Genomic DNA, 24,058 nt, shown 5'->3' with positions numbered 1-24,058 from the left:
CAGCAATTGCCCGAGCTCACAGCGGGATAGCGATGATGGGCCTTCCAGCAGAGCTCCCTATCATGACGCAATTGTTCTTGTCAGCTCACCAAAGGAGGCGTTTGATCCTGCCGACGCAGCTGCTGGGGGCATGATGATGGTCAATGCGCTCATCGTTCGCGAGACCCACCTTCCGCAATCACCAAACGGGCGTGCAGCGCAATACGTTCGCATGTCGACGGACTATCAGCGCTACTCCATCCAGAATCAGGCTGCAGTGATTGCGGCCTATGCTCACGCCCACGGGCTTTCGATCGTCAAGACCTATGCGGATCATGGCGAGAGCGGTCTCAAGATCAAGAACAGGCCGGGGCTCGCCAAGCTGATCGAAGACGTCAGCAACAGGCGGGCCGACTTTGACCATATCCTGGTCTATGACATCAGCCGGTGGGGGCGCTTTCAGGATGTCGACGAAGCCGCACATTATGAGTTCATCTGCAAGCAGGCAGGGATCAGGGTCAGCTATTGCGCTGAGCAGTTCGACAATGACGGCAGCATGCTGTCCAACATCGTGAAGAACCTGAAGAGGGTTATGGCCGCGGAATATAGTCGCGAGCTCTCGCAAAAGGTTCACGCCGGTTCATGCAGGTTTGCGCGGATGGGATTCGCGCTGGGTGGCCAAACGATGTTCGGCCTTCAGCGTGTACTCGTCGACGAGAAGCTGCAGCAGAAAAAGGTGTTGGTCAGGGGAGACCGAAAGTACCTGATGACCGATCACGTCAGGCTGCGGCCGGGCGAAATGAATGATCGTGCTGCGATCGCGTGGATCTTCAGACGCTTTATCGAGTTGCGATCCGAAACAGCGATTGCCCGCGAACTCAACGACCGGGGGGCGCCCACCGCCAACGGCCGAGTCTGGAATCGGGCGATGGTGGGCAGGATTCTGCGCAACGAGAACTATCTGGGAAACATCGTCTACAATCGTCGTTCTCGCAGGCTCGGCGGTGTCTCGGTTTACAACCCGCCAGAGGATTGGGTTCGTGGCGAAGCCGCCCTTGAGCCGACTATCGATCAAGATCTCTTCCGGCAGGTGCAAAAGATCATAGCGGAACGGCGGGTCGACCTTTCCGAGGAGGAAATGCTGCTCCGGTTGCGACAGACACTGAAGAAGAAGGGGTGCCTCAGCCCCTCGATCATCAATTCAACTATTGGTCTGCCGTGCTGCAAGACATACTTGGATCACTTCGGGTCTCTCAGAAGGGCATATGAACTGGTCGGATATACGTCAAGCCGGCGCTGCGACTATTTCGATGTGCGACGCACCTGGTCAAGCGACCTCGTGACGCTATCGTCGCGCATCTGCGAGGAGATAAAAAGGAAGTCGAGGATCAGTGTCCGCTTCGGCAAAGTCAGAGGATACGTCTATTCTGCTCCGGAACACCATCTGGTCGTCGGGTCCAAGTGCCATCTCTTTTTCCGAATAGCCTTTTGGACCGCAGCATGTCGGCGAAGTGTTTCTCCATTTTGGACAGTATCTTGCCGGCACCTGCCGGAGGGATTGATCATTGCCATCCGACTTGGCGAGCGCAACGGATCGATTCTGGATTATGTTGTTCTCCCGACCGTCGCTAACGCCAGTCTGACGATCAGATTTCAGGAGCAGGGACGCGTGGATCATGGCGTCTTGTACTTCAAGACAGAGGGCGCCCTGGCTCGTGCAGTTGCTCGTCTCGTCACCACGCGGAACCATACCGGGCGAACACGGCCGCAAGCGCTGATCCGAGCACTGAAAGAAACCCCAACCAACGAACAGGGCGCCGGCCGGCGGCGTCGATAGAACGAAGATAAAGATACGCTCCGAGCAGCGGCCCATAGTTTCGTCGGAAGTCGCCGTTCAGTTTCGAAATATGAACGAGGTCAGACTTCGGACCTGAGTAGTCAGCCATTGCTGTCTCCCTTAGTTGAGTCAGCACCCTATGAACCACTGATTTGCCCGTCGGCGCAAGACAGAAATTCTGTTTTTTCGAATTTGATCCGGCGTGCGCACGAGGGCCGGGGTCACCGTTTCAGGCAGGAGGGCCGGATTTGGTATGGAGGTTCGTCGTAAGCGGGGCGAGCAGACCACGGCGGCGGGATCTGCGGCAATACCTGCTCGCGTCCAGTATTGGCGCATGGCCTCGACGGCGGCCGGAATATCCGCGTGGGCATTACGCAGGAATCCTTGCCTTCGCGGCCTTTCTTGGTCGGTCCAAAGAGCGGTCGGCCGTGGTCATCGACTGAGTGCAGGAGGATCGGTAGCAGCAGGCCGTGGTTGATGTCGGCGAGATTGAGGAGCCGCGCCCAGGCGGGCATCCTGAGCTGCATCGCCGCGTAGAATCCTCGGCACCAGGGGCGCGCGTCGCCGTTGGCCTTGCGCCGATGCACGGGCCTGAACTTGTCGGGCGCGGCCGAGAGCGTGTCGCTTATGTGGTTGTGCCGCATGGCGCCGGCGGAGATGGCGGCGAACTCCTGCGTGCCGCCGTGATTGAACGCGTCGGCGCCGATAGCGAGCAACGGGCAGATCCAGTCAGGTGGATCGAGCAGAATAGGGGACAGACTGCGTTTTTCTCTCCCAGCGATCAAAAATCAGTTCAAGCCGCTTTGACCCGGCTAAAACTTTACACATACCCCACTATGTTTATCATGCCAGCTTTTGGCATCCTTTTCCTTACGTTTACAATCCCGTTCTGATATATTTACACGCAAGCGTTTGCCGTCGCAAAAAATATCAGCGCAACACTCCTTCTCCGGTGCATTAAGCTTGCAATTTACTGCCAACGCTTTTCCGCCGGTCGCGAGAGTGGCAAGCACCCCTACGGCCAATACCATCATCCTCGTATTCATGGCTATAGTCCCTCGTTGTGGCGCTGGCGGCGGTGTCGCCCCAGGTAGAACATATTTGCCGGAAGCCATCACAGGTTGCAAGGCCTCTGCGCCCCTCCAAGGCGCGCCTCTGCCCACCCCGGAAGCGACTGGCGCGCCAATGCACACCAAGTTGCTGGCCGTTCGACAGAATAAGTAAGGCGGAACGTATCGCAAATCCGCACATGCCATGTTCAATGGCCCGTCGACCAGTGCATTGGTCTCCCTCATACTGCGGCTCGAGGTACTTGCCAGGGAGCGCAACACAGCGGCCTTGATCCATCCCATCGCAGTCATGGGAGGATGAAACTGAGCGATTGATCGACGCCGGGTCTGCCCGCGAATCCTGACTGTCCCGCGGCCCGGAAATTGCCCGGATATTCACCTCGAGACATGCGGAATGTAAGTAACCGGCATGAGCGTCCACGTAGGCAGCAATCAGCCAGTACGGGCGTAGCGGGTCGGCATCCAGTACTGGCGCATGGCTTCGACAACCGCCGGGATATCGGTATGGGCGTTGCGCAGAAATTCCTTGGTCTCCCGGCCTTTCCTTGCCGGTCCGAGCAGCGGACGGCCCTGATCGTCAACACAGTGCAGCAGGATGGGTAGCAGCAGGCCGTGGTTGATGTTGCGGGTGTCGAGCAGTGGTGCCCAAGCCGGTAGTCGCGGCTGCATGGCGGCGTGGAATCCCCGGCACCAGGGACGCGCATCGACGTCGCCGTTCGGCTTGCGCGGATGGATCGGCTCGAACTGCTTCGGGTTGGTCGAGAGGGTATTGCTGTTGGCGTTGTGGCGCTGCACGACGGCGGAGATCGCCGCGAACTCCGCCGTGCCGCCGTGGTTGAAGGCGTCGGCGTCGATGGCAAGTAGTGGACAGATCCAATCGAGCGGACTGATCGACACCGGCCCGGCCACGATCGCGGCAACGTAGCCGTCCAGCATCGGCAGGCTGATGACGACAGGACGCCGCTCGGCGCGGTCCTGCAGCCATCGATCGAGTTCCGCGAGCGACATAGTGGCGGCCGTGGTCGAGGACGAAGCCGAATGGCGACGCCGGCTCATGCGGCCACCTGCGCGGTGCGTGCGTGGGCAGCCTTCCAGTTTCAGGCCAGCAGTTCGTGCAACTGGTGGCTTTTAGTCCGCCCGGAAACGATGCGCTCCAGCACGTCGGCCAGATAGGCCTGCGGATCGAGTTCGTGGAGCTTTGCCGTGTTGACGAGCGAGGCCAGGATCGCCCAGCTCTCGGCGCCGCCTTCGCTGCCGCTGAACAATGAGTTGCGGCGGCCCATTGCAGTCGGGCGCATGGAACGCTCGACCGTATTGGTATCGACCTCGACGCGGCCGTCGCGGAGAAACAGCGTCAGCCCGTCCCAGTGATTGAGCACATAATTGATGGCCTCCACCAGCTTCGACTGGGAGAACAGCTGGCCGACCATTGCCGTCAGCCGTGTCCTGAGCGCCTCCATCAATGGTGCGGTCCTGGTGCGGCGGGCCGCAAGCCGCTGTTCGGCGCCGCTGCCGCGGATCTCGGCCTCGATGGCGTAGACTGCCTGCAGGCGCTCGATCACTTCGCGAGCGAACGGCGACTGCATCGTCTTGTACACCTCGACGAATTTGCGTCGGGCATGGGCGAGACAAAAAGCCAGTTGGATCGCACCGCCATGACCGCGGGCGAGCGCTTTGTAGGCGGCATAGCCATCCACCTGCAGAATGCCCGGGAAGCTGGTCAGCTGCCCGGCGATCTCCTTGGTGCCGCGGCCATCGGCAAACACATAGGCGACCGCCGGCGGCGATGGGCCGCCCCATGGGCGATCATCCATCGCATGCGCCCAGAACTGGCAGATACGGGTGCGATGTCGTCCGGGATCGAGCACCGGCATCGGCGTCTCGTCGCAGAACAGCCGCGGCGAAGCCTGGATCGTCCGCAGCTGAAGCTCGTAAAGGCTCTTGAGCCACCATGCCGCACGCTTCACCCAGCCGGCAAGCGTTGCGCGGTCGAGATGAATGCCCTGACCGGCCAGGATCTGCACCTGCCGGTACAGCGGCAGATACCAGGCAAACTTCGACACCACCACGTGGGTCACCAGCGCCGTCGAGGCCATGCCGCCCTCGATCAGACGCGGCAGCACCTTCGCCTGGACCACTCCGTCAGTGCAGCCGCGGCAGCCATATTTGAGACGGATCGTGCGTAGCACGCGCAGGATCGCCGGAATTACGTCCAGCACCTCGCTCACGTCCTCGCCGATCCGGTGCAGAACGTCCTGGCAGCACGGACACGCTGTCGTGTCCGGCTCGAGCACCTGCTCGCAGCGCGGCAGATGCTTGGGCAGCGCGCCGATGTTGCGCCTTGCCTTCTTGCACGGCTTCCCAGCCGGCTTCGTCGCAGGCACATCGTCGTTGGCTGGCGCAGGTGGTGTGACGCCGGTCGCGAGATCGTCCAGTTCGAGCGCGAGCTGCTCGGCCACGATCGCCGCCAGCCGCTCCGAGCGCTTGCCGAAGATCATCTCCTTGAGCGTCTGCATCGCCACACGCAGCTTCTCGTTCTGGGCGTCGAGCGCGAGCGCCATCTCGGTCAGAGCCGCTGCGTCGGTCGGGAGAGCTTCGGGGCGAATCGCCATGATCGAACGATATATCCACGCATCACAGGCTCCAGCAAAATCGTTGCCTCTCAGCCGACAACGGCCGGCTGCTTCACAGGCTTGGGTGAAACACGCGTCCACTCGAGCCCGTCGAGTAGCATCGCGAGTTGTGTGGCGCTCAGATGCACCACTCCGTCGCGGATTGGCGGCCAAGTGAAGTGTCCCTGGTGCAACCACTTCGTCACCAGAACCATACCGCTGCCATCCCATGCCAGAAGCTTCACTCTGTCCGCGCGCTTGCTGCGGAACACGAAGACGTCGCCGCAATATGGGTTCGCGCGCAGTGCTTCGCTCACCAACGCCGACAGCGTGTGCACCGACTTACGAAAGTCGACTGGCTGTGCCGCCAGCACCACCTTGAGGTCGGGCCGTAAGGCAATCAACGGATGCCCCGAAGCGCCGATAGCACCGTGGAAAGCGTCGCCAGCTCCACTCCCGGCTCAACCCGGATGCGTGCCCCTCTCACCTCGATCTCGATCACCCCGCCAGGCTTGCCTGGGGGCAGTGCCATCTGCAGCGGCACCTCCTTATGCGTAGAAGCCAGCCGGTCCGGCTCGTCTGCCGTCGCCTGACCGCTCTCGGAAGTGATCCGGACCGGCACGAAGCCTTGTGCCTGAGGGACCGCTGCCGTCGCAAACTTGTGCCGCCAAACCGTGAGCAGCCCACGGACAACGCCATGGCGCCGAGCGACCTCGGAGATATTGGCCCCTTCCTCGAAGCTCTCCGCCACGATCCGAGCCTTCTCCTCAGCCGTCCACTGCCGTCGCCGACGATGCCCCGTGATCACCTCGATGCGACGATAGCAGCCGCCTTCCTGCCTGGCATCAAGCATGGCTTCATGCATGGCTTCTGACATAGTCCACCTCCAAAAAGCAGTTCATGCCAGGATCTATCGCAGCTCAGTCGCGCGATGCCCAGGTGGGGGACTCATGCCGGTTACGGCTCGTCGGCTGGCCGGGCCGGCAGAGCAGGTGGATTGTTGGAAACCTCCGGTAACATGATGACACGAATGGTAACCTCAGATAATTTGGTATCTGGGGGTGGTTCATGCGTCAGGTGTTGTCTCGCGTAACGATCGCGGTCGCGTTGGGTTGCTGCCCAGCGTTTCCAGCTTTGGCGACCGATCTTTGGCAGTTCGATTTTACGTCCTCGCGCGGCGGCGGGCAGTTTCTGATCAACCCGGCCAATTTCGTCATTCCGGTATCAGCTGGCTCGCCGTCCACGTTCAATGTGGTCGGGGCGAATATCACGATCGATGCAGGAGGCGTGCTGGGGACCGCTCACTACACGTTGGGGAGCTTGTCTGGGACGAACTGTACGCCGGCGGAGTGTCGCGTGATTTTCTCCGTCCCGGACGTTGTTCCCGGGTTTGGCACCTACGATGTCTTGCTGCAGCTGAATTTCGAGCGGATCTGGGTGAATTGGTCTACGCCCAGTCAGCAACAGATTCAGATGTGGCTGAGCACCAATCCCACGGCAACGTTCAACTGGAACGATGTGGCTACGGCGACGCGGACGGTGGTTTCCGTCGCGCCCGGATGGCTTGCCACACCCATCAATTCCGATTGGAACACGGCAGCGAATTGGACTGTCGGATCGGTCCCCCTTGCGACAGACACCGCCCGGTTCGGCGCCTCGACTGTCACCGCAATCGACGTCAGGCAGGCAACGCAGGTGGCTGGTTTGAGCTTTCTGAGCGGCGCACCGGCCTATACATTCAACGTGACGGGCAATTCCGGCGGCGCCGCGTCGCTGGTGATCAGCGGGGCAGGGATTGACGATCAGTCCGGCAATCGCCCGAGCTTCATGGTGTCAGGAATCTCTGGCAATCTAGGTACGCTCCAGTTTGCCAATTCGGCGACGGCGGGTGACGCGGTCATCACCACGGGCGCCTTCGGAGTCACGCGCTTTACCGACACCAGTAGCGGCGGCACCGCTCAGCTCGTGACCAATCTCGGCGGCTCTGTCGACATTTCTGGGCTGACATCCAGCGGGATAAGCGTTGGATCAATTGCTGGCGCCGGCAACTTTATTCTCGGCTCGAAAACCTTGGCGACCGGACTGTCGAATACGGACACCGAGGTTTCGGGTGTCATATCGGGGGCCGGTGGCAGTCTGACGAAGGTTGGAGGTGGCGCGCTGATCTTGTCCGGCAACAACACCTATTCAGGAGGGACCCAGCTGAACGCCGGCTCTTTGGTCATTGCCAACAATAACGCCTTGGGCAGCGGCACGCTCAATATGGCGAACGGAACGAGCCTCTCTTTCGCGAACACGGCCGACTTTGCAATCGGCAATGCGATTCAGCTCACGGGGAGTGGACATTTTGCGGCGCCGGCAGGCACGACGCAGACCATCCAGGGGACGATCTCGGATGGAGGTTCTGCTGGAACGGTGGTGTTCGACGGCGTCGGAACGATGGTGCTGGCTGCTGCCAACGCCTACACCGGGGGAACGGTTGTCAACGCGGGGACCTTGCGGCTTTCGGGCAGCGGTACGCTCGGTGCGGCTAGCGGATCAACGACGGTCGCAGGCGGAATCCTCGACCTTGGCGGGACCACTCAGACGCAAAATGGAGGTTTCTTTCTGACGGGTGGGTTGGTCAGAAATGGTGTGATCGCATCCAATACAGACTTTGTCGTTCAATCCGGCACTGCAAACCTCGATCTCAGCGGTGCCGGCGGTCTCACGAAAACGGGCTCGGGTACGTTCGTCCTCGCGGGGACGGCCAGCTACACCGGAGCAACGAATATCAACGGCGGCGTTTTCCAGGTGGACGGAGCGCTCACTGGGACGTCGGCAGTCAACCTGAATTCCGGGATGATAACCGGCACCGGGACAATTGATCCCCTGACGGTCAGCATCAATAGTGGCACCGTCCTCGCGCCCGGAAACGGTACAGCCGGGAGTTCGATGGCGATCGTGGGGAATCTCGCATTTCAATCTGGCGCGATCTATCTCATTCAGCTCAATCCGACAGCCTCGAGTTTCGCCAGTATCAGCGGCACGATGACGGCGGGCGGGGCAACGGTCGAGGCAATCTTTGCTGCGGGCAGCTACGTCGCCAAGCGCTATACGATCTTGACCGCCGGTGGCGGCGTCAGCGGGACGTTTGCCTCCTTGGCGAATACCAATCTCCCGGCTGGTTTCAAATCCGCCCTCAGCTATGACGCAAATGCTGCTTATCTCGACCTATCGCTTGATTTCGTTCCGGCAAGCGCGCCGAACTACGGTGGCGGCCTGTCCGCGAACCAGCGGAATGTTGCCAACGCACTGACGCGGTTCTTCGATACGACGGGCAGTATTCCGCTCGTGTTTGGCACACTTTCGCCTTCGGGACTGACCCAAGTATCGGGAGAGCTCGCGTCAGCTCCGCAGCAGGCCACGTTCAATGCGATGGGGCAGTTTGTCAGCCTGCTCGGGGATCACGGTCAGGCCGGGCGCGACGGCGTTGGCGAAGTTGCCCCGCTGGCCTATGCCGAGGCTGGCAGGACACCGAGCCGGCCGGCGGGGAACGCGTTTGCGTCGATGAGCAGGCAACCAGAATCGCTCGAGCCGCGCTGGAGTGTTTGGGTTGACGGATTTGGCGGGTCGCAGTCGACGGATGGAAGCGCTGGGGCCGGATCAGCTCGCTCCACCAGCCGCATCTACGGCACTGCGGTCGGGGCAGACTATTTGTTGACGCCGGCCACGGTCGCGGGATTCGCTCTCGCGGGTGGCGGCACAGGTCTTAGTGTCAACGCCCTCGGAACAGGGAGATCTGATCTGTTTCAGGCTGGCGCCTATGTTCGACACGTCCAAGGGCCGGCCTATCTGAGCGCCGCCCTGGCTTACGGTTGGCAGGATGTAACGACAGATCGCACCATAGCCGGTGTCGATCGGTTGAAGGCGTCGTTCAAAGCGAACGCCTATTCCGGACGCGTTGAAGCCGGCTATCGTCTGTCGGTGCCCTTGATCCGCAATTTCAGTCTGACGCCCTATGCAGCAGGCCAGGCCGCCCATCTTGATCTGCCCCAATACGCCGAGCAGTCGGTCGCTGGCGCCTCGGTATTCGCCCTGAGCTATTCCGCCAAGCGGGTGACAGATTATCGGACCGAAATAGGACTTCGGACCGGCTTGTCCTTGGGGGACAAGGATGGCGTGCTCAACTGGCGAGGCCGTATCGCGTGGGCTCATGACTTCAACCCGGATCGCAGCGTCGCTGCAACTTTCCAATCGCTGCCGGGGGCAAGCTTTACCGTCAGCGGCGCGCAGCCGGCGCCGGACGCTGCGTTGACCACTCTGGGTCTCGAACGACATTGGAGCAATGGCTGGACCGCGGCTGCCACCCTCGATGGAGAGTTCTCGAGCACCACACGTTCCTATTCCGGTAGAGCCTCCATGCGCTATGTCTGGTGACCGCGATTTCGCAAGAATCGATGAGAATCATCACGAGCGGCGGGATCATCGGGAACGAGTGGGACAGAGTCATATCTCTGCGGAAGCTCACGATCCTTCGAATAGGGGTCGTGCTTGGCTCGCCTCGAGATGAAAATCGGGCGCGCCATTTAGTCATTCCGACGCAGATTCCTCGATGGGTCCGTCGATCAGGAGGGGCGCGCATTCGCACGATGACGGCGAGGGCTCAAGCGGCACTCACTTGACAAATCGGGGCATGAAAGAACAAAAATAGAACGGGGTGGCCGCACCGTCAAGAGAGCCCAATGCCCACCCTCACCTCAGAAGGCTTGAAGGGCTGAACCGCGCTACGCTGCGCAACAGAAGGCATGAAAAGAGCGCCCCGGATGAAGCCGCAAGTTCTTCCTGTCTATTACTATCTCGATCATTTCACGGAGATGCTCGGCTTCGTGAAGAAGACTTACGGTGCTGTCCTGACCCCGGAGCACCATGTCTTCATCGAGCAATTTGACGGTCTTCCCAGGGATGCACAATGCCTTCTTGTCCGCATGGTCAATCGGCGGGGAGCGATCTTCAATCGCACGCTCTTCAAATATCCAGAGATTGCAGATGTTGAAGCCGCGGCTCGGCATCTGCTTGCCAGCGCCCATGCTCGTGTTCTGCAGGTCGACGATTACGCCGCTTTCGTAACATGCTTGCCCAAAGACACCCTTGTGACGGCGGCGCATGCATCCGGAAGATCCGATATTCGTAAATCCTGGTCGAAGTCCAAGCTCATCGAATACTTTCTCGCCAATGTTCCTTTTGAGGTCGCTGCTCAGCATTGTGGCGGGAAAAACTTCATCGCGCTTCACAACACGAGGCCGATCGAATTTCTGCTCTATCTCTATTTTGGCAAGACGGAGCGGGATCTCAAGACCTTCGCGCTACGCGATCTCGGCATCATGCGCACCAACAGTGCGACCTCGTTCAGTGCACGCTTTGCGGATGGCGATGAAGCCCACGCCTGCTTTCACTATAGTAGCCTGCTCGACCAACTCGAAACCGAAGCCGAGGCGATCTATCGCCAGGGAGTGGTCGACCTGCTCGGCGGACCGCCAGGTCCGACAGATTACGCTCAGGATCTGAGAAGCCGCGCGGCCTTCAAGCTTGGCCAGTTCTTCGAGAAGGGCGCCGATACTGCGCTCGCGCTTCAACTTTATCGTGCCGGTTCGTCCCCCGAATGCCGCGAGCGCCTCGTGCGCCTTCACTACAGTCTGGGCGCGAAAAGCGAATCTGAAGCGCTTCTGCGCCGGATCATTGATGATCCGGCGAGCGACGAAGAGCACGTTTTTGCGGTCGACTTCTATGCGCGCAAGTTTGGCGGTCAGCGAACGGGGCTTTGCACCGAACTCCTGCGCTCGGGGCGCGTCGTCGCGGTCGACGACACACATCGGGGCAACCCGGAGGCCGGTGTCGCTGGGGTCATGCGCCGTCAGGGCAGTCAGGTATACTTTGCCGAGAACGCATTGTGGCACACCCTGTTCGGCCTTCTGTTCTGGGACGAGCTGTTCGAATCCGGTCAATTGCACAGCGGCTTCGACTGGGTCCCTCAATGTCTCAAAGATCGCACGTTCATCCGATTGTTCAAGGCCCAGGTGGACGTGAAGCTTGCCGCCGTCCGATCGGGTGATGCCCTTCCGCTGATCCTGCGTGCGCTCGCTGCGCGCTGGGGGCGGCCCAATGGCATCTTCAACTGGGATCGCTTTCAGATCGAGGCTGTCCGTACGCTTCTCGATCACGCCAGCCCTCACGGGGTTGCCGCGATCTTGCACGCGATGTGCGAGGATTTCCGCGCTATGCGCGACGGATTCCCTGATCTGATGCTGCTTCGCGATGGCGCGGTCTCATTCGTGGAGATCAAGGCAGAGGGTGACGTCATCCGCCGCAATCAGCTCACCCGCCTGCGGCAACTGCAATCAGCCGGGCTCCAGGCCGAGATCTGCAGGGTCGAGTTTTGCTTCGACCCCGGGCAGGATTACATTGTTGTCGATATCGAGACGACCGGGAGCTGGGCCTCTGGCGACCGCATAACCGAGATTGGCGCGGTCAAGATCCGCAATCATCAGGTTGTCGATGAGTGGCACTCACTGCTCAATCCTCAGCGTCCCATTCCTGCAAATATCACCCGGCTCACGGGCATCACAAACGAGATGGTTCGCGATGCTCCGGTTTTCGCATCTGTTGCAGACAGCTTTCTCGAATTCATGGGTGACGGCGTCTTCGTCGCGCACAACGTCAATTTCGACTATGGCTTTATCGCTTACGAGTTCAGCCGTCTCGATCGAAAGTTCCGCTTTCCAAAGCTTTGCACCTGCGCCGGAATGCGACGGCGATATCCCGGCCATAAGTCCTACGGGCTCGGAAATCTGTGCCAGATCTACGACATCGAACTCGAGAGCCATCATCGCGCACTCTGCGATGCGAAGGCTGCCGGCCAGCTGCTCAATCTGATCAACAGGAAGCGCGAAAGTGAGGGCCCGCTGGCGGAGGAACAGGCCGCTTAAAGATGCGGCGCTGTCCCCAGAGAGGCAATACACGCCTACAGCTCATCATCCCGGTGGACGTCAAACGGCGATGTCCTCCCGGAAGCTCCGGAGGGAATTCATGAGCCGTCCGCCCTGGATGGGCGTGAAGCTCGTTGAGAGCAAGAGTGCAGCCGGGTTGGCCGTGACGGGTTGGAAGTGGCGAGAGGGTTCCGCCGCGCCCGTCGCGGAGATCCGCGATGCAGGGACGGAGACTTGGTGCGCGCGCCGGCGAGAGCCGGGCGAGCCTCTATGAAGAGATCACGAGCAAGATCATCGGTGAGCTGGAGGCTGGCCGGGTGCCCTGGGTCCGGCCATGGGGGACGCAAGCGGCGAAGGCTCAGCTGGCCTTGCCACGGAATGGGGCTACGGGTCGGCCGTACTCGGGGATCAACGTTCTCATCCTCTGGGGGGCAGTCATCGAGCGCGGGTTGACGGGCCAGAGCTGGTTGACCTTCCGGCAAGCTCTCTCGCTTGGCGGTCATGTCCGCAAGGGCGAGCGCGGCGTCTCTGTCGTCTACGCCGACCGCTTTGTGCCATCGGATGAACGGCAGCGTGCCCGCGAGGTCGGCGAGGAGGCGCAAGCCATTCCGTTCCTGAAGCGGTTTACTGTATTCAACACCGACCAATGCGATGGTCTGCCAGATGATATCGCAACCGTGGCACCGCTTCCGCCGCCGGGTGTCATGGAGCCTGTGGTCGAGACCCTGATTGTCAACAGCGGCGTCGACTTCCGGATCGGGGGTGATCGTGCGTTCTATGCGCCAGGCGAAGATTTCGTGCAGGTGCCACTGCCAGCGGCGTTCTTCGAGCCGATCAACTGGTACCGCACCGCTTTGCATGAGCTCGCCCATGCGAGCGGTCATGCCTCGCGGCTGAATCGGGATCTCTCGGGTCGGTTCGGCAGCCGCAAATACGCCTTCGAGGAGCTGATCGCCGAGATCGCAGCCGCCTTCAGCTGCGCCGCGCTCGGCATCGTGCCGACCGTGCGCCATGCCGACTATCTCGGCTTCTGGCTCGACGTCCTGCGCGAGGATAGTCGCGCCATTGTCCGGGCGGCAAGCCAGGCGAGCCGCGTGGCCGACTATCTCCTCGGCTTTGCACCGAGTGCTGCTGGCCTCGCTCAGCCGAGCGCTCCGGATCGCGTACCCGCGTGAACCCTGCACGCTTGGGAGAACAGAGGAGAGGGAGAGGGCGAGAGGTGCTCTGCGACGGGTTGAAGGCCTGAGAGAGAGGCTCCGGGCCGCCCGTCGTGGAGAACGAAGACATGACCAAGGCCGCTCACAAGATCACGCTGTCGCCATCGCGCGACATTCCTTTCAACAAGCTCGTGCTCAGCCAGTCCAACGTGCGCCGGATCAAGGGCGGCGTTTCGATCGAGCAACTGGCCGAGAGCATCGCCGAGCGGACGCTGCTGCAAAGCCTGAACGTTCGGGCTGTCCTCGATGCCGAGGGCAGGGAGACCGGGATGTTCGAAGTGCCCGCGGGCGGCAGGCGCTACCGGGCGCTGGAGCTCCTGGTGAAGCAGAAGCGAATGGCGAAAACGCAAGCTGTGCCTTGCGTGGTGCGCGATTCCGGTTCGGCCCTGGACGACTCGCTCGCCGAGAACGACCAGCGTGTCGGCCTGCATCCCCTGGATCAATTTCAGGCGTTCCAGGCCCTGCGTGACGGCGGCATGGGAGAGGAGGAGATCGCGGCGCGGCACTTCGTGACCGTTGCGGTCGTCAAGCAGCGGCTGCGGCTGGCCGCGGTCTCGCCGGCGCTTCAGGACGTGTATGCCGCCGACGGCATGACCCTGGAGCAGCTGATGGCGTTTTCGGTGACGTCGGATCATGCACGCCAACAGGAGGTCTGGGACAAGGTCAGCCGTTCCGGCGGCGATACGCCCTACCAGATCCGGCGGCAGCTCACCGAGCAGACGGTTCGGGCGTTCGACCGCAGGGTCCAGTTCATAGGGCTGGCTGCCTACGAGACGGCCGGTGGCGCTGTGCTGCGGGATCTGTTCGAGGCCGACGATGGCGGCTGGCTCCACGATGTCGCGCTGTTGGACCGGCTCGTGGCGGAGAAGCTGAAGGCGGAAGCGGAGCGGATTGGCCTTGAGGGCTGGAAGTGGATCGCGGCCGCCGTCGACTTCCCTTTCGGGCATACTCATGGCTTGCGCGAGCTTCATGGGCAGCCGGCAGAGCTCACCGCCGACGAGCGGGCGACCATGGAAGCGCTGCGGACTGAGCAGGCCAGGCTCGAGGCCGAACACGGTCAGGCCGATGAACTGCCTGAGGATATCGATCAGCGTCTCGGTGAGATCGAGGCGGCGCTGCAGTCCTTTGACGAGCGGCCGATGATTTTCGATGCAGCCGAGATGGCGCGCGCTGGCGCGTTCGTCAGCATCGACTCGGAAGGCCGACTGCGCGTCGCCCGCGGTTTCGTCCGACCCGAGGATGAGGCCGTGGTGTCGGAAGATGAGCCGGAGACCGAAGCTAGTCACGACAGGGGCACTGCGACCGCCATTCCGGATATGGAGGGCGGGGTGCCGGCGGCGACAATCGTCATCGGTCACGGCGAGCAGGAAGCGCCCGCCGACGCGGAGGATGTCGAGCGGCCGCTCCCCGACCGGTTGATCAGCGAGCTCTCGGCGTATCGCACGCTCGCCCTTCGTGAGGCACTCGGCCGAGAGCCATCCATCGCCTTCAAGGCGGTGCTGCACACCTTCGTGCTCGCGGCCTTCTATCCCTACGGGTCAGTCTTCTACTGCCTGGAGATCTCGCTGCGCACCCCGAGCTTCCCGGCGCAGCCGCCGGGCCTGCAGGACAGCGCTCCGGCAAAGGCGATCGCCGCGCGTCATGCGGCCTGGAAGGCGAAGCTGCCGGCCAACGACAAGGACCTCTGGGCAGCGTTGACGACGATGGACGGAGCGGCCCAGGCAGAGCTGTTCGCCCATTGCGCCGCGCATGCGGTGAACGCGATCTTTGAGCCGGCCAACCGCGTGCATCAAGGCCGCCTGTCCGCCCATGGCGTCCGCGGGCGCCTCCGACAGGCCGACCATCTGTCGCGCGCCGTCGGGCTCGACATGATCAGCGCCGGCTGGAAGCCAACTGCCGCCAACTATCTCGGTCGCGTCACCAAGCACCGCATCCTGCAGGCCGTGCGAGAAGCGAAGGGCGAAGCGTCGGCGCAGCTCATCGAGCATCTGAGGAAACCGGATATGGCGCGCGAAGCCGAGCGGTTGCTCGAAGGCAGTCGCTGGTTGCCCGAGCCGCTGCGTGGCGCGGATGCCGAGGTAACGCGGGCGGTCGATGGCGTCGATTCCGCTAGCCTGCCGGCGTTCCTCAGTGAGGATGAGGAGGCGACGGGAGGCGCTGATGACGTGGAGGAGATCGTTGCCGCGGAATGATCAGCTTGCCTTCGCGGCCGATCCCAACCTGAAGAAACCGAAGTGCAAGCCCGGTCAGATCGGCCGGGCTTTTTTCATGGAGGTCACTGTCGCGTCGAGCAGCTCGAGAGTGAGAGAGGCGGAGCAGCGCGATTGAGTCCGCCGGACCGGAGAGAGCGTTCGGCGGAGCTCTTCCGTGTTCCGCTCTCCTTGAAGGTTCCTCGACATGATCACCGAGACGAACTGTCCGGCTGCGCCCTTCGCGCTGCTTGCGCGCGCCAAGGCCGTCCTTCGTGCAGCCGAGCTGCTGCTGCCAAGCCTTACCCGGGGCGAGCGGATCGATGCCAGGTGCCTGCGCCTGGCCATGCAGACCGCATTTGGCGCCAGTGACGCCGATGGAAGCTGGGATTGGAAGACGGCCTACGACGCCTGTGAGATCGCCTCTGTCCTATTCCTCGTCAAGCACGGTCCAGCGATGATCAAGGCCAGCAAAGGCACTCCCCCGGCCATGCTGCCGATGGTCGCAAAGGTCGCGGCCCTACTGCCGAGCCACACCAGGCGCTCACTCGAGAGCCAGAGTCTTCAGCAGTTCTCGACCCCGCTGCCATTGGCGTTCGCTGCGGCCGCGGCGGCGCAAGTGACTTCGGTCGATCGGGTGCTCGAGCCATCGGCGGGGACAGGAATCCTGGCCGTCTTTGCGGAGCTTGCTGGCGGCTCGCTTCTGCTCAATGAGCTCGCTGCAAGTCGCGCAGCCTTGCTCGATCTGGTGTTCGCGGGTCTGACCGTGACCCGCTTCGACGCCGCGCAGATCGATGATCATCTCGATGCGGCCTTCGTTCCAAGCGTGGTTCTGATGAATCCCCCGTTCTCGGCGACCGCGAGTGTGGACCGTCCGCTGGCCGATACGGCGTTGCGCCATGTGTCTTCGGCCCTCGCACGGCTTGGAGACGGTGGGCGACTGGTCGCAATCACGGCCGCCGGCCTTGCGCCCGACAATCCGACCTGGACGGATGCCTTCGTGCATCTGCAGGAGCGCGGTCGTCTGGTGTTCTCCGCGGCGATCGATGGCACTGTCTATGCGCGGCAGGGCACGACGACCGCCACACGGATGCTCGTGATCGACAAGCGCCCAGCTCCGGACGCTCGTGTGTTTCCGCAATCTGCCGGGGTGGCACCTGATGTCAGGACCTTGCTCGGCTGGATCACGGCGCTCGTGCCACCGCGGCCGCCGATGGCCAGCCGGTTTGTCGCTCAGGTGGGTCAGCGTGCAAAAATTCGTTCGAGACGGGATCTGGATCCCGCATGCTCCTCTCCGTTGCCGACTTCCAGTGAGCCTGAGGGCTGCGAGCTTGCCTACGACATCGTGGATGAGGTCTCCGACGAAGGAACTCGCCTGACTGACGCGCTCTATGAGACGTATCAGTTGCAGTCGATCCGGATTCCGGGCGTGCAGCCTCATCCCACGAAGCTCGTGCAGTCGGCGGCGATGGCCTCCGTCGCACCGCCAAAGCCGTCCTATCGGCCGCATCTTCCGGCCAGGATCGTCACTGAAGGCGTGCTGTCCGGCGCGCAGCTCGAGAGTCTCATCTTTGCCGGCGAAGCGCATGGTGGATTCCTCGCCGGCTTTTGGACGGTCGACGAGACCTTCGATCAGGTCCGTGCGGTCGGCGAGGACACGGAGACGGCGGTCCGCTTCCGGCGCGGCTGGTTCCTCGGTGATGGCACGGGCGCCGGAAAAGGTCGCCAGGTCGCCGGCATCCTGCTCGACAATTGGCTGAAGGGCCGGCGCCGGGCGGTCTGGATCAGCAGGTCCGACAAGCTGATCGAGGACGCGCAGCGCGACTGGGCAGCGCTCGGTATGGAGCGGCTTCAGGTCACGCCGCTGTCGCACTTCCGCCAGGGGGCGCCGATCCGGCTCGATGAGGCCATCCTTTTCACGACCTACGCCACGCTGCGGACCGACGAGAAGGCCGAGAAGCTTTCCCGCGTGCGCCAGATCGTCGACTGGGTGGGACGGAATTTCGATGGCGTGATCATCTTCGACGAGAGCCATGCGATGCAGAACGCCGCAGGCCACAAGGGCGATCGGGGCGATCAGGCGGCTTCACAGCAGGGCCGCGCCGGATTGCGGTTGCAGCATGCGCTGCCCAATGCCCGCATCGTCTACGTCTCGGCGACAGGCGCGACCACCGTTCACAATCTGGCTTATGCCCAGAGGCTGGGACTGTGGGGCGGCGCGGATTTCCCGTTTGCGACGCGGGCGGACTTCGTGGCGGCGATCGAGCAGGGCGGCGTCGCGGCCATGGAGGTGATGGCGCGCGATCTCAAGGCCCTCGGGCTTTATGCGGCGCGCTCGCTGTCCTTCGAGGGCGTCGAATACGAGCCGCTCGAGCACCGGCTCACGGACGAGCAGGTCAGGATCTATGACGCCTATGCCGAGGCGTTCGCGGTCATTCACAACAATCTCGAGGCCGCGATGCAGGCGACCAACATCACCGGCGCAACCGGCACGCTCAACGCCCAGGCCAAATCGGCCGCGCGCTCGGCCTTTGAGTCGGCCAAGCAGCGCTTCTTCGGGCACCTCCTGACTTCGATGAAGACGCCGACGCTGATTCAGGCGATCAAGCGCGATCTCGATGCTGGCCACGCCGCGGTCGTCCAGATCGTCTCCACAGGTGAAGCCCTGATGGAGCGCCGGCTGGCCGAGATCCCGACCGAGGAGTGGGGCGACGTCCAGGTCGACATCACGCCGCGCGAATATGTCCTCGATTATCTCGCCCTTTCCTTCCCGGTCCAGCTCTACGAGCCGTTCACCGATGGCGAAGGCAATCTGTTGTCGCGTCCGGTCACTCGCGATGGCCGGCCGGTCGAGAGCCGCGAAGCGGTCGCTCGCCGCGATCAGATGATCGAACATCTCGCTTCGCTCGCCCCGGTGCCGGGTGCGCTCGACCAGATCGTTCAGCGCTTCAGCACGGACATGGTCGCTGAGGTCACGGGCAGGTCGAGACGGATCGTCCGCGTCCGCGATCGGATGGTGGTCGAGACGAGGGCGACCTCTGCCAACCTCGCTGAGGCCGCAGCGTTCATGGATGATAGGAAGCGCATCCTGGTGTTCTCGGATGCCGGCGGCACAGGCCGCAGCTACCACGCCGAGCTCTCGGCGACGAACAAGCGGCTGCGGGTGCATTATCTACTGGAGCCAGGCTGGAAGGCGGATGCCGCGATCCAGGGGCTTGGCCGGACCAATCGCACCAACCAGGCGCAGCCACCGCTCTTTCGCCCTATCGCCACCGACGTGAAAGCCGAGAAGCGCTTCCTGTCGACGATCGCGCGCCGGCTCGACACGTTGGGCGCGATCACCCGTGGCCAGCGCCAGACCGGCGGACAGGGACTGTTCCGGGCGGAGGACAATCTCGAAGGCCCGCACGCCCGCGATGCCCTGCGTCAGTTCTATGGGCTGCTCGCCCGTGGGCAATTGGGGAGCTGTTCGCTGCAGCGGTTCGAGCAGGCCACGGGATTGAAGCTCACGGACGAGAACGGCCTTCGCGACCAGCTGCCGCCGATCACGACATTCCTGAACCGGCTGCTGGCGCTGACCATCGAGCTGCAGAACATCCTGTTCACGGTGTTCGAGCAGTTGCTCGCGGCGCGGATCGAGGGCGCGATCGCATCCGGGACTTTCGATGCCGGTCTGGAGACGCTGCGTGCAGAAAGCTTCGTCGTCATGGAGCGGCGCACCATCAACACCCATCTGGCAACAGGTGCCGAGACTCATCTCGTCACCATCGCCCAGCGTGACCGCAACCGGCCGATGCCGCTGAACGAGGCCTTGGAGCGGCTGCTGCAACGCCGCGCTGTTCCCGTGACCCATGTCCGCTCGGGGCGAGCGGCGATCCAGGTGCCGGCGCCGAGCTGGTTGCTCGACGATGGCGAGATCGAGCAGCGCGTCCATCTGATCGGACCGATGCGACGCCAGACTCTACCGCTCGCCAGGCTGGCCGAGCATGATTGGGCCGAGACAGACCGCGAGCAGTTCAAGGCCGGCTGGAGTGCGGAGCTCGCATCCATTCCGGAGTTCACGACCACCACGATCTACCTCGTCACAGGGCTTCTGCTGCCGATCTGGAAGCGCCTCCCTCAGGAGTCCGCGCGGGTCTACCGGCTCCAGACCGATGCGGGCGAGCGCATCATCGGCCGCAAGGTGCCACTCAGTTGGGTCACCGCAGCGTCGACCGAGCGACCTTCGCTCGCTCCCGATGACGCGTTCACATCCGTGCTGCGTGACGGCTATGTACTCGATCTTCATGAGGGCTTGCAGCTGCGGAGGGTGCGCGTCATGGGCGCCAACCGGATCGAGCTCTTGGGCTTTCCTGCGGGCTTACGGGATTGTCTCAGGGCCTACGGGCTGTTCAGCGACATCATCTCGTGGAGGCTGCGGATGTTCGTACCCACCGATGCAGGCGGCCCGGCGATCCTAGCCAGCGTTCTGGAGCGGTTTCCAATTGCTGAGGTCCGCGGGCGGGAGCTGTCGTGATGTCAGACGACGCGTCTGAACTGGCGCGCCGCCTTGCGCGTGAGGCCGAGGCGGTGTGCCGTCACTATCTGTCCAACGGCAGACGTCAGGGACGCTACTGGTTGGTCGGTGATGTCAACAACACGCCGGGCCGATCATTGTTCGTGCGATTGCACGCCTCGTCGAAGGGGCCGGCCGGCAAATGGACGGATGCTGCGACCGGGGAGCATGGCGATCTGCTCGACGTCATCGGCTCGGTTTGTGGCCTGAGCAGCTTTCACGAGGTTGCCGGGGAGGCGCGCCGTTTTCTGAAGCTGCCGGACTGGGAACGCAAGCCTCCAGTCGGTGCTGTGAATGCCGTGCGCCCCCGCGACTCCGCCAGAGCGGCTCGCCGGCTGTTTGCGATGGGGCAGCCGCTGTCTGGAACGCGCGGCGAGGCCTATCTTGCTCATCGCGGTATCGACCCGCGCGCGGGCACTGATGGTCTACGTTTTCATCCACGTTGCTACTATCGGCCGGACGATGCCACCGATGTCCAGACATGGCCCGCGCTGATTGCCGCTGTGACGGACCTCGAGGGGCGCATCACCGGGGTTCATCGCACCTGGCTGGATCCCGATGGCTTCGACGATCGCAGGCTTGGCAAGGCGCCAATCGACACGCCGCGGCGGGCGATGGGCGATCTGCTTGGGCATGCCGTGCGCTTCGGGACCGCCAAGGACGTGCTTGCGGCCGGCGAGGGCATCGAGACCATGCTGTCGTTGCGGACGGTGCTGCCGACCTTGCCGGTTGCTGCTGCGCTCTCGGCCAACCATCTGGCGAATCTGCTGTGGCCGGCCACGCTGCGCCGGATCTATGTCGCCGTCGATGCTGATGCTGCTGGTATCGCCGCGGCAGAGACGTTGACGACACGCGCGCTGGACGCCGGTATCGAGGCGATCGCATTATGCCCTCGCCTGGACGACTTCAACGAAGACCTACGCGTTTTAGGGACAGCCAAGCTCCTGGACGTCTTGCGTCATCAGCTGCTGCCCGAAGATGCCGAGCGCTTCGTGAGCGCGGCTGCGACCTAAACGTCGGCTCGACGCTGGAGAGTCGTTCGGCGCTCGCCGCACATTGTCGGGACAAGAGGATCTCGTCAGGGCGTCAGAGAGCCGCGCCGGGGCCTTCTGAGAGGCGATCGGACGGCAGGCGGTCCGGTCCGGCAATGGCGGTGCGTGGCCATTTTCCGCCGGCCCGCAGGCGGGCCTTTGCATCGCGAGGCAAAATAGCCGCGCACACCGCCATCCTCCGCTGTCGCTCCGGCCCGCTGCTCGAAGGGATCAGCGGGTTCTGGTCCGGTCCTCCCGCCGTCTTGGAGATCGCCATGGAAGGCCGCGATCGACGCGGTCACCGAACATAGACGAGGTCCCCATGTCCGACCAGCAAGACGAGATGCGTGAGCCGCACGATACGCAGTCGAGCATCGACAACGCCCTGACCGAACTCCAGCTGTACGGCTACCGCCCCTTCGACGATGAGCTTGATCCTCGGCCGCTCCCTGAAGGCAGGGGCATCGCCGGCGCGGTCGCCGATATCTTCGACGCCCTGGTCGCGACGCTCTCGGAGACGCGCCTCGAGCCTGAGCTGAAGGAGCTCTTGTGGTCAACGGTCAACCTGTTCCACCGTGCCACGATGCGCATCGAGCGCGAGCTCGACGACAACGAGCAGGCGCAGCGCTCGAGTCAGCGCGAGCAGAACGGCTCGGAGGTGCGCTCGGTCGAGCTCGAGCGCCTGACGTCGGAAGGACTGTCACTGGTCGAGCGTCGCAACGCCATGGAGCTGTTCCGCGATCTGGCCGCCGAGGCCTTCGAGCTCCATACGCGATCGCCGTGGCGGCCGCGCTCGGGATCGCAGGTCAGCCATCGCACGCTGACGGCGGCCATGATCGACTCCCGCGATTTCCTTGCTGCCAAGCATCGGGCTGAGACGGAGGTCATGCTGCCGCCAGGCCCCAAGATCGCGCTGACCGGCGGACCGGACTTCAATGACGTCGCACTCATCTGGGATCGTCTCGACAAGGTCCATGCCAAGCATCCCGACATGGTCCTCCTGCATGGCGGCTCGCCGAAGGGGGCCGAGCTGATCGCTAGCAAATGGGCATCGAACCGCAAGGTGCCGCAGATCGCGTTCAAGCCCGATTGGACAAGACACAATAAGGCCGCCCCCTTCAAGCGCAATGACGCCATGCTGGCGACGCTGCCGATCGGCGCCATGGTCTTCCCGGGCTCCGGGATCCAAGGCAATCTCGCTGACAAGGCTCGCCGCCTAGGCATTCCCGTCTGGACCTTCGGGCAAGGCGGCGCGTGAGCGCCGTCAACTGTGCAGGTCCTTTGCGTTCGTCCAAGCGGCTGCGGCGACATCCCAAGCGACTCCTGCGCTCGGCATCGACATGTATGTCTGCTTGAATGCGTCGGACCTGGTGGCGCAGAGTGCATGGTGGTCGCTGACCGCCGCGACGCTGTGCCGGCCTTGATGTGCCTTGCGATTGGCGGCACAATTGCTCGAAGGTCGAGCTGTCGAGTGAATCGAGGTTTGATGGTCGCGTGGGCGGCGCGGACGTGCTGGAGCTCGGCGGAGTGCCTCATGAGCCGCTCGGCCACTGAGCATCGGCCTATCGGCGGCGTAGCTCGGACGGGCTATGCCCGAATTTCCGCCGGAACACGGTGCTGAAGTGTGACGAGCTGCTGAATCCCAGCTGGTAGGCGACCTCAGTCACCGACAACACGCGCTGCTCAAGTCGTGTCAGCATATCGTAGGACCGTTGCAGGCGCCGGTCGAGAATCCACTCCGACACCGACATGTCCGTGAGTCGAAAAAGATAGTGCAGGTGTCTGAGCGAGACCCCGTTGTTCCGTGCGATCTTCTCGAGCGAAAGGTCGTGGTCGGTGAGATGCTCCTCGATCCAGGCTTTGACAGAGCGCAGGCGGGCTTTCTGAGCCGTGGCGTCCTCGGAAAATTGGTCCTTGTCGCCCATGTCCAGGGCGAGAGCCAGAACATCCATCAGCTCGTCGCCGAGCCGCGACCTCGCCGCTTCATCGACTGACGATGCTTCCGATGCCAACGTCGAACAGAATTCGGCGGCGATCCGGCCAAGACCGCGTCCGGTCGCAATAGTCATCGCAACGGGAATCCGATTCTCGGTGAATCGCGACGAAAATTCTTTGCGCGGAATCTCAAGGTAGAGGGATCTAACCTTCCCTACGCACTCCAGATCGTAGGCTTCGGCCGCGGAGAAGATTGCACCGACGTGGGGATTCGTATTCAGCGTCTGGCCTGCCTGCAGGACGTTGATCTTGCCCTGTTGAACGAATTCGACGTAGTAGCAATCCTTGTCGAGCCTGGCGATGTGCCGCTCCCGTCGTGATATCCGTTGCTCCGACAGCAATACGTCGGTCATCGTCAGCACGCCAAATCGTGCTTCCCGGATGAAGCCCTGATAGTCGGACCGTTGCTCGGCCTCGACGTCGACATGGACATAGACGTCGCAAATGGCGCCTTGCCAGGCAGCGTAGCGCTTGGAAGGCTCAAGGCTTTCCGTTGTGAACACGAGCTCCATCGGTCATCCATCGCGAGCAGCCCAAGCTGCATTTTGCATCGCACAAGGACCGTTCCGCAATTCTAGTTGCCCAGCGGCTCTACGCAAGCCAACTTT

Annotated in this window: 14 protein-coding genes; 8 read left to right on the top strand and 6 right to left on the bottom strand. The window is 62.7% G+C overall.

Going from position 1 to position 24,058, the window contains the following annotated elements; translation table 11 throughout:
- Positions 1-136: 136 nt before the first annotated feature.
- Positions 137-1,816, top strand: coding sequence for a recombinase family protein (locus QW868_RS13145; RefSeq protein ID WP_316230703.1), 1,680 nt, complete (start codon positions 137-139; stop codon positions 1,814-1,816).
- Between the two features lie 221 nt (positions 1,817-2,037).
- Here QW868_RS13145 and QW868_RS13140 read toward each other — a convergent pair whose 3' ends face one another.
- The 5 genes from QW868_RS13140 to tnpA form a co-directional block, all read right to left on the bottom strand.
- Positions 2,038-2,532, bottom strand: coding sequence for a UPF0149 family protein (locus tag QW868_RS13140; protein WP_316170806.1), 495 nt, complete (start codon positions 2,530-2,532; stop codon positions 2,038-2,040).
- 786 nt (positions 2,533-3,318) lie between these two features.
- Positions 3,319-3,942, bottom strand: a complete 624-nt coding sequence (locus QW868_RS13135) for a UPF0149 family protein (RefSeq protein ID WP_316230702.1) — start codon at positions 3,940-3,942, stop codon at positions 3,319-3,321.
- A gap of 41 nt (positions 3,943-3,983) precedes the next feature.
- Positions 3,984-5,498 (bottom strand): IS66 family transposase, encoded by a 1,515-nt coding sequence (tnpC, locus tag QW868_RS13130; protein ID WP_316170819.1) that lies wholly within the window; start codon positions 5,496-5,498, stop codon positions 3,984-3,986.
- 50 nt (positions 5,499-5,548) lie between these two features.
- Positions 5,549-5,902: an IS66 family insertion sequence element accessory protein TnpB gene (gene tnpB, locus QW868_RS13125; protein ID WP_315773810.1), complete on the bottom strand. Its 354-nt coding sequence runs from the start codon at positions 5,900-5,902 to the stop codon at positions 5,549-5,551.
- A complete protein-coding gene (tnpA, locus tag QW868_RS13120) occupies positions 5,899-6,375 on the bottom strand; it encodes an IS66-like element accessory protein TnpA (protein ID WP_410051294.1) in 477 nt (158 codons plus the stop codon). The genes tnpB and tnpA overlap by 4 nt, the downstream gene beginning before the upstream one ends.
- Before the next feature lie 191 nt (positions 6,376-6,566).
- Here tnpA and QW868_RS13115 point away from each other — a divergent pair, with 191 nt between their 5' ends.
- The 7 genes from QW868_RS13115 to QW868_RS13085 all read left to right on the top strand — a co-directional run bounded on the left by QW868_RS13115 (position 6,567) and on the right by QW868_RS13085 (position 22,713).
- Positions 6,567-9,917 (top strand): autotransporter domain-containing protein, encoded by a 3,351-nt coding sequence (locus tag QW868_RS13115; protein ID WP_316187181.1) that lies wholly within the window; start codon positions 6,567-6,569, stop codon positions 9,915-9,917.
- Between the two features lie 386 nt (positions 9,918-10,303).
- A complete protein-coding gene (locus QW868_RS13110) occupies positions 10,304-12,463 on the top strand; it encodes an exonuclease domain-containing protein (protein ID WP_316187180.1) in 2,160 nt (719 codons plus the stop codon).
- Between the two features lie 218 nt (positions 12,464-12,681).
- The gene (locus QW868_RS13105; RefSeq protein ID WP_316165474.1) at positions 12,682-13,638 is read left to right on the top strand and encodes an ArdC family protein; all 957 of its coding nucleotides are present in this window, start codon (positions 12,682-12,684) and stop codon (positions 13,636-13,638) included.
- Positions 13,639-13,748: 110 nt separating this feature from the next.
- Complete coding sequence (locus QW868_RS13100; protein WP_316165473.1) at positions 13,749-15,872, top strand: ParB/RepB/Spo0J family partition protein; 2,124 nt, start codon at positions 13,749-13,751, stop codon at positions 15,870-15,872.
- Between the two features lie 205 nt (positions 15,873-16,077).
- Complete coding sequence (locus tag QW868_RS13095) at positions 16,078-20,385, top strand: strawberry notch-like NTP hydrolase domain-containing protein (RefSeq protein ID WP_316170810.1); 4,308 nt, start codon at positions 16,078-16,080, stop codon at positions 20,383-20,385.
- Entirely contained in the window at positions 20,385-21,437 is a 1,053-nt protein-coding gene (locus tag QW868_RS13090) for a toprim domain-containing protein (protein ID WP_316165470.1), read from the top strand. The genes QW868_RS13095 and QW868_RS13090 overlap by 1 nt, the downstream gene beginning before the upstream one ends.
- Before the next feature lie 340 nt (positions 21,438-21,777).
- Positions 21,778-22,713 carry a DUF2493 domain-containing protein gene (locus tag QW868_RS13085; RefSeq protein ID WP_316170811.1) on the top strand — a complete coding sequence of 312 codons (936 nt, stop codon included), beginning with the start codon at positions 21,778-21,780 and terminating at the stop codon, positions 22,711-22,713.
- A gap of 304 nt (positions 22,714-23,017) precedes the next feature.
- Here QW868_RS13085 and QW868_RS13080 read toward each other — a convergent pair whose 3' ends face one another.
- Positions 23,018-23,962, bottom strand: a complete 945-nt coding sequence (locus tag QW868_RS13080) for an AraC family transcriptional regulator (protein ID WP_315718536.1) — start codon at positions 23,960-23,962, stop codon at positions 23,018-23,020.
- Positions 23,963-24,058: the final 96 nt, after the last annotated feature.

Origin of the sequence: Bradyrhizobium sp. SZCCHNR1051 (assembly GCF_032489615.1) — a bacterium.
In the GTDB taxonomy this organism is placed as follows: Bacteria; Pseudomonadota; Alphaproteobacteria; order Rhizobiales; family Xanthobacteraceae; genus Bradyrhizobium.
The sequence above is the reverse complement of the archived record's forward strand: the minus strand, read 5'-3'. Positions and strand labels throughout refer to the sequence as shown.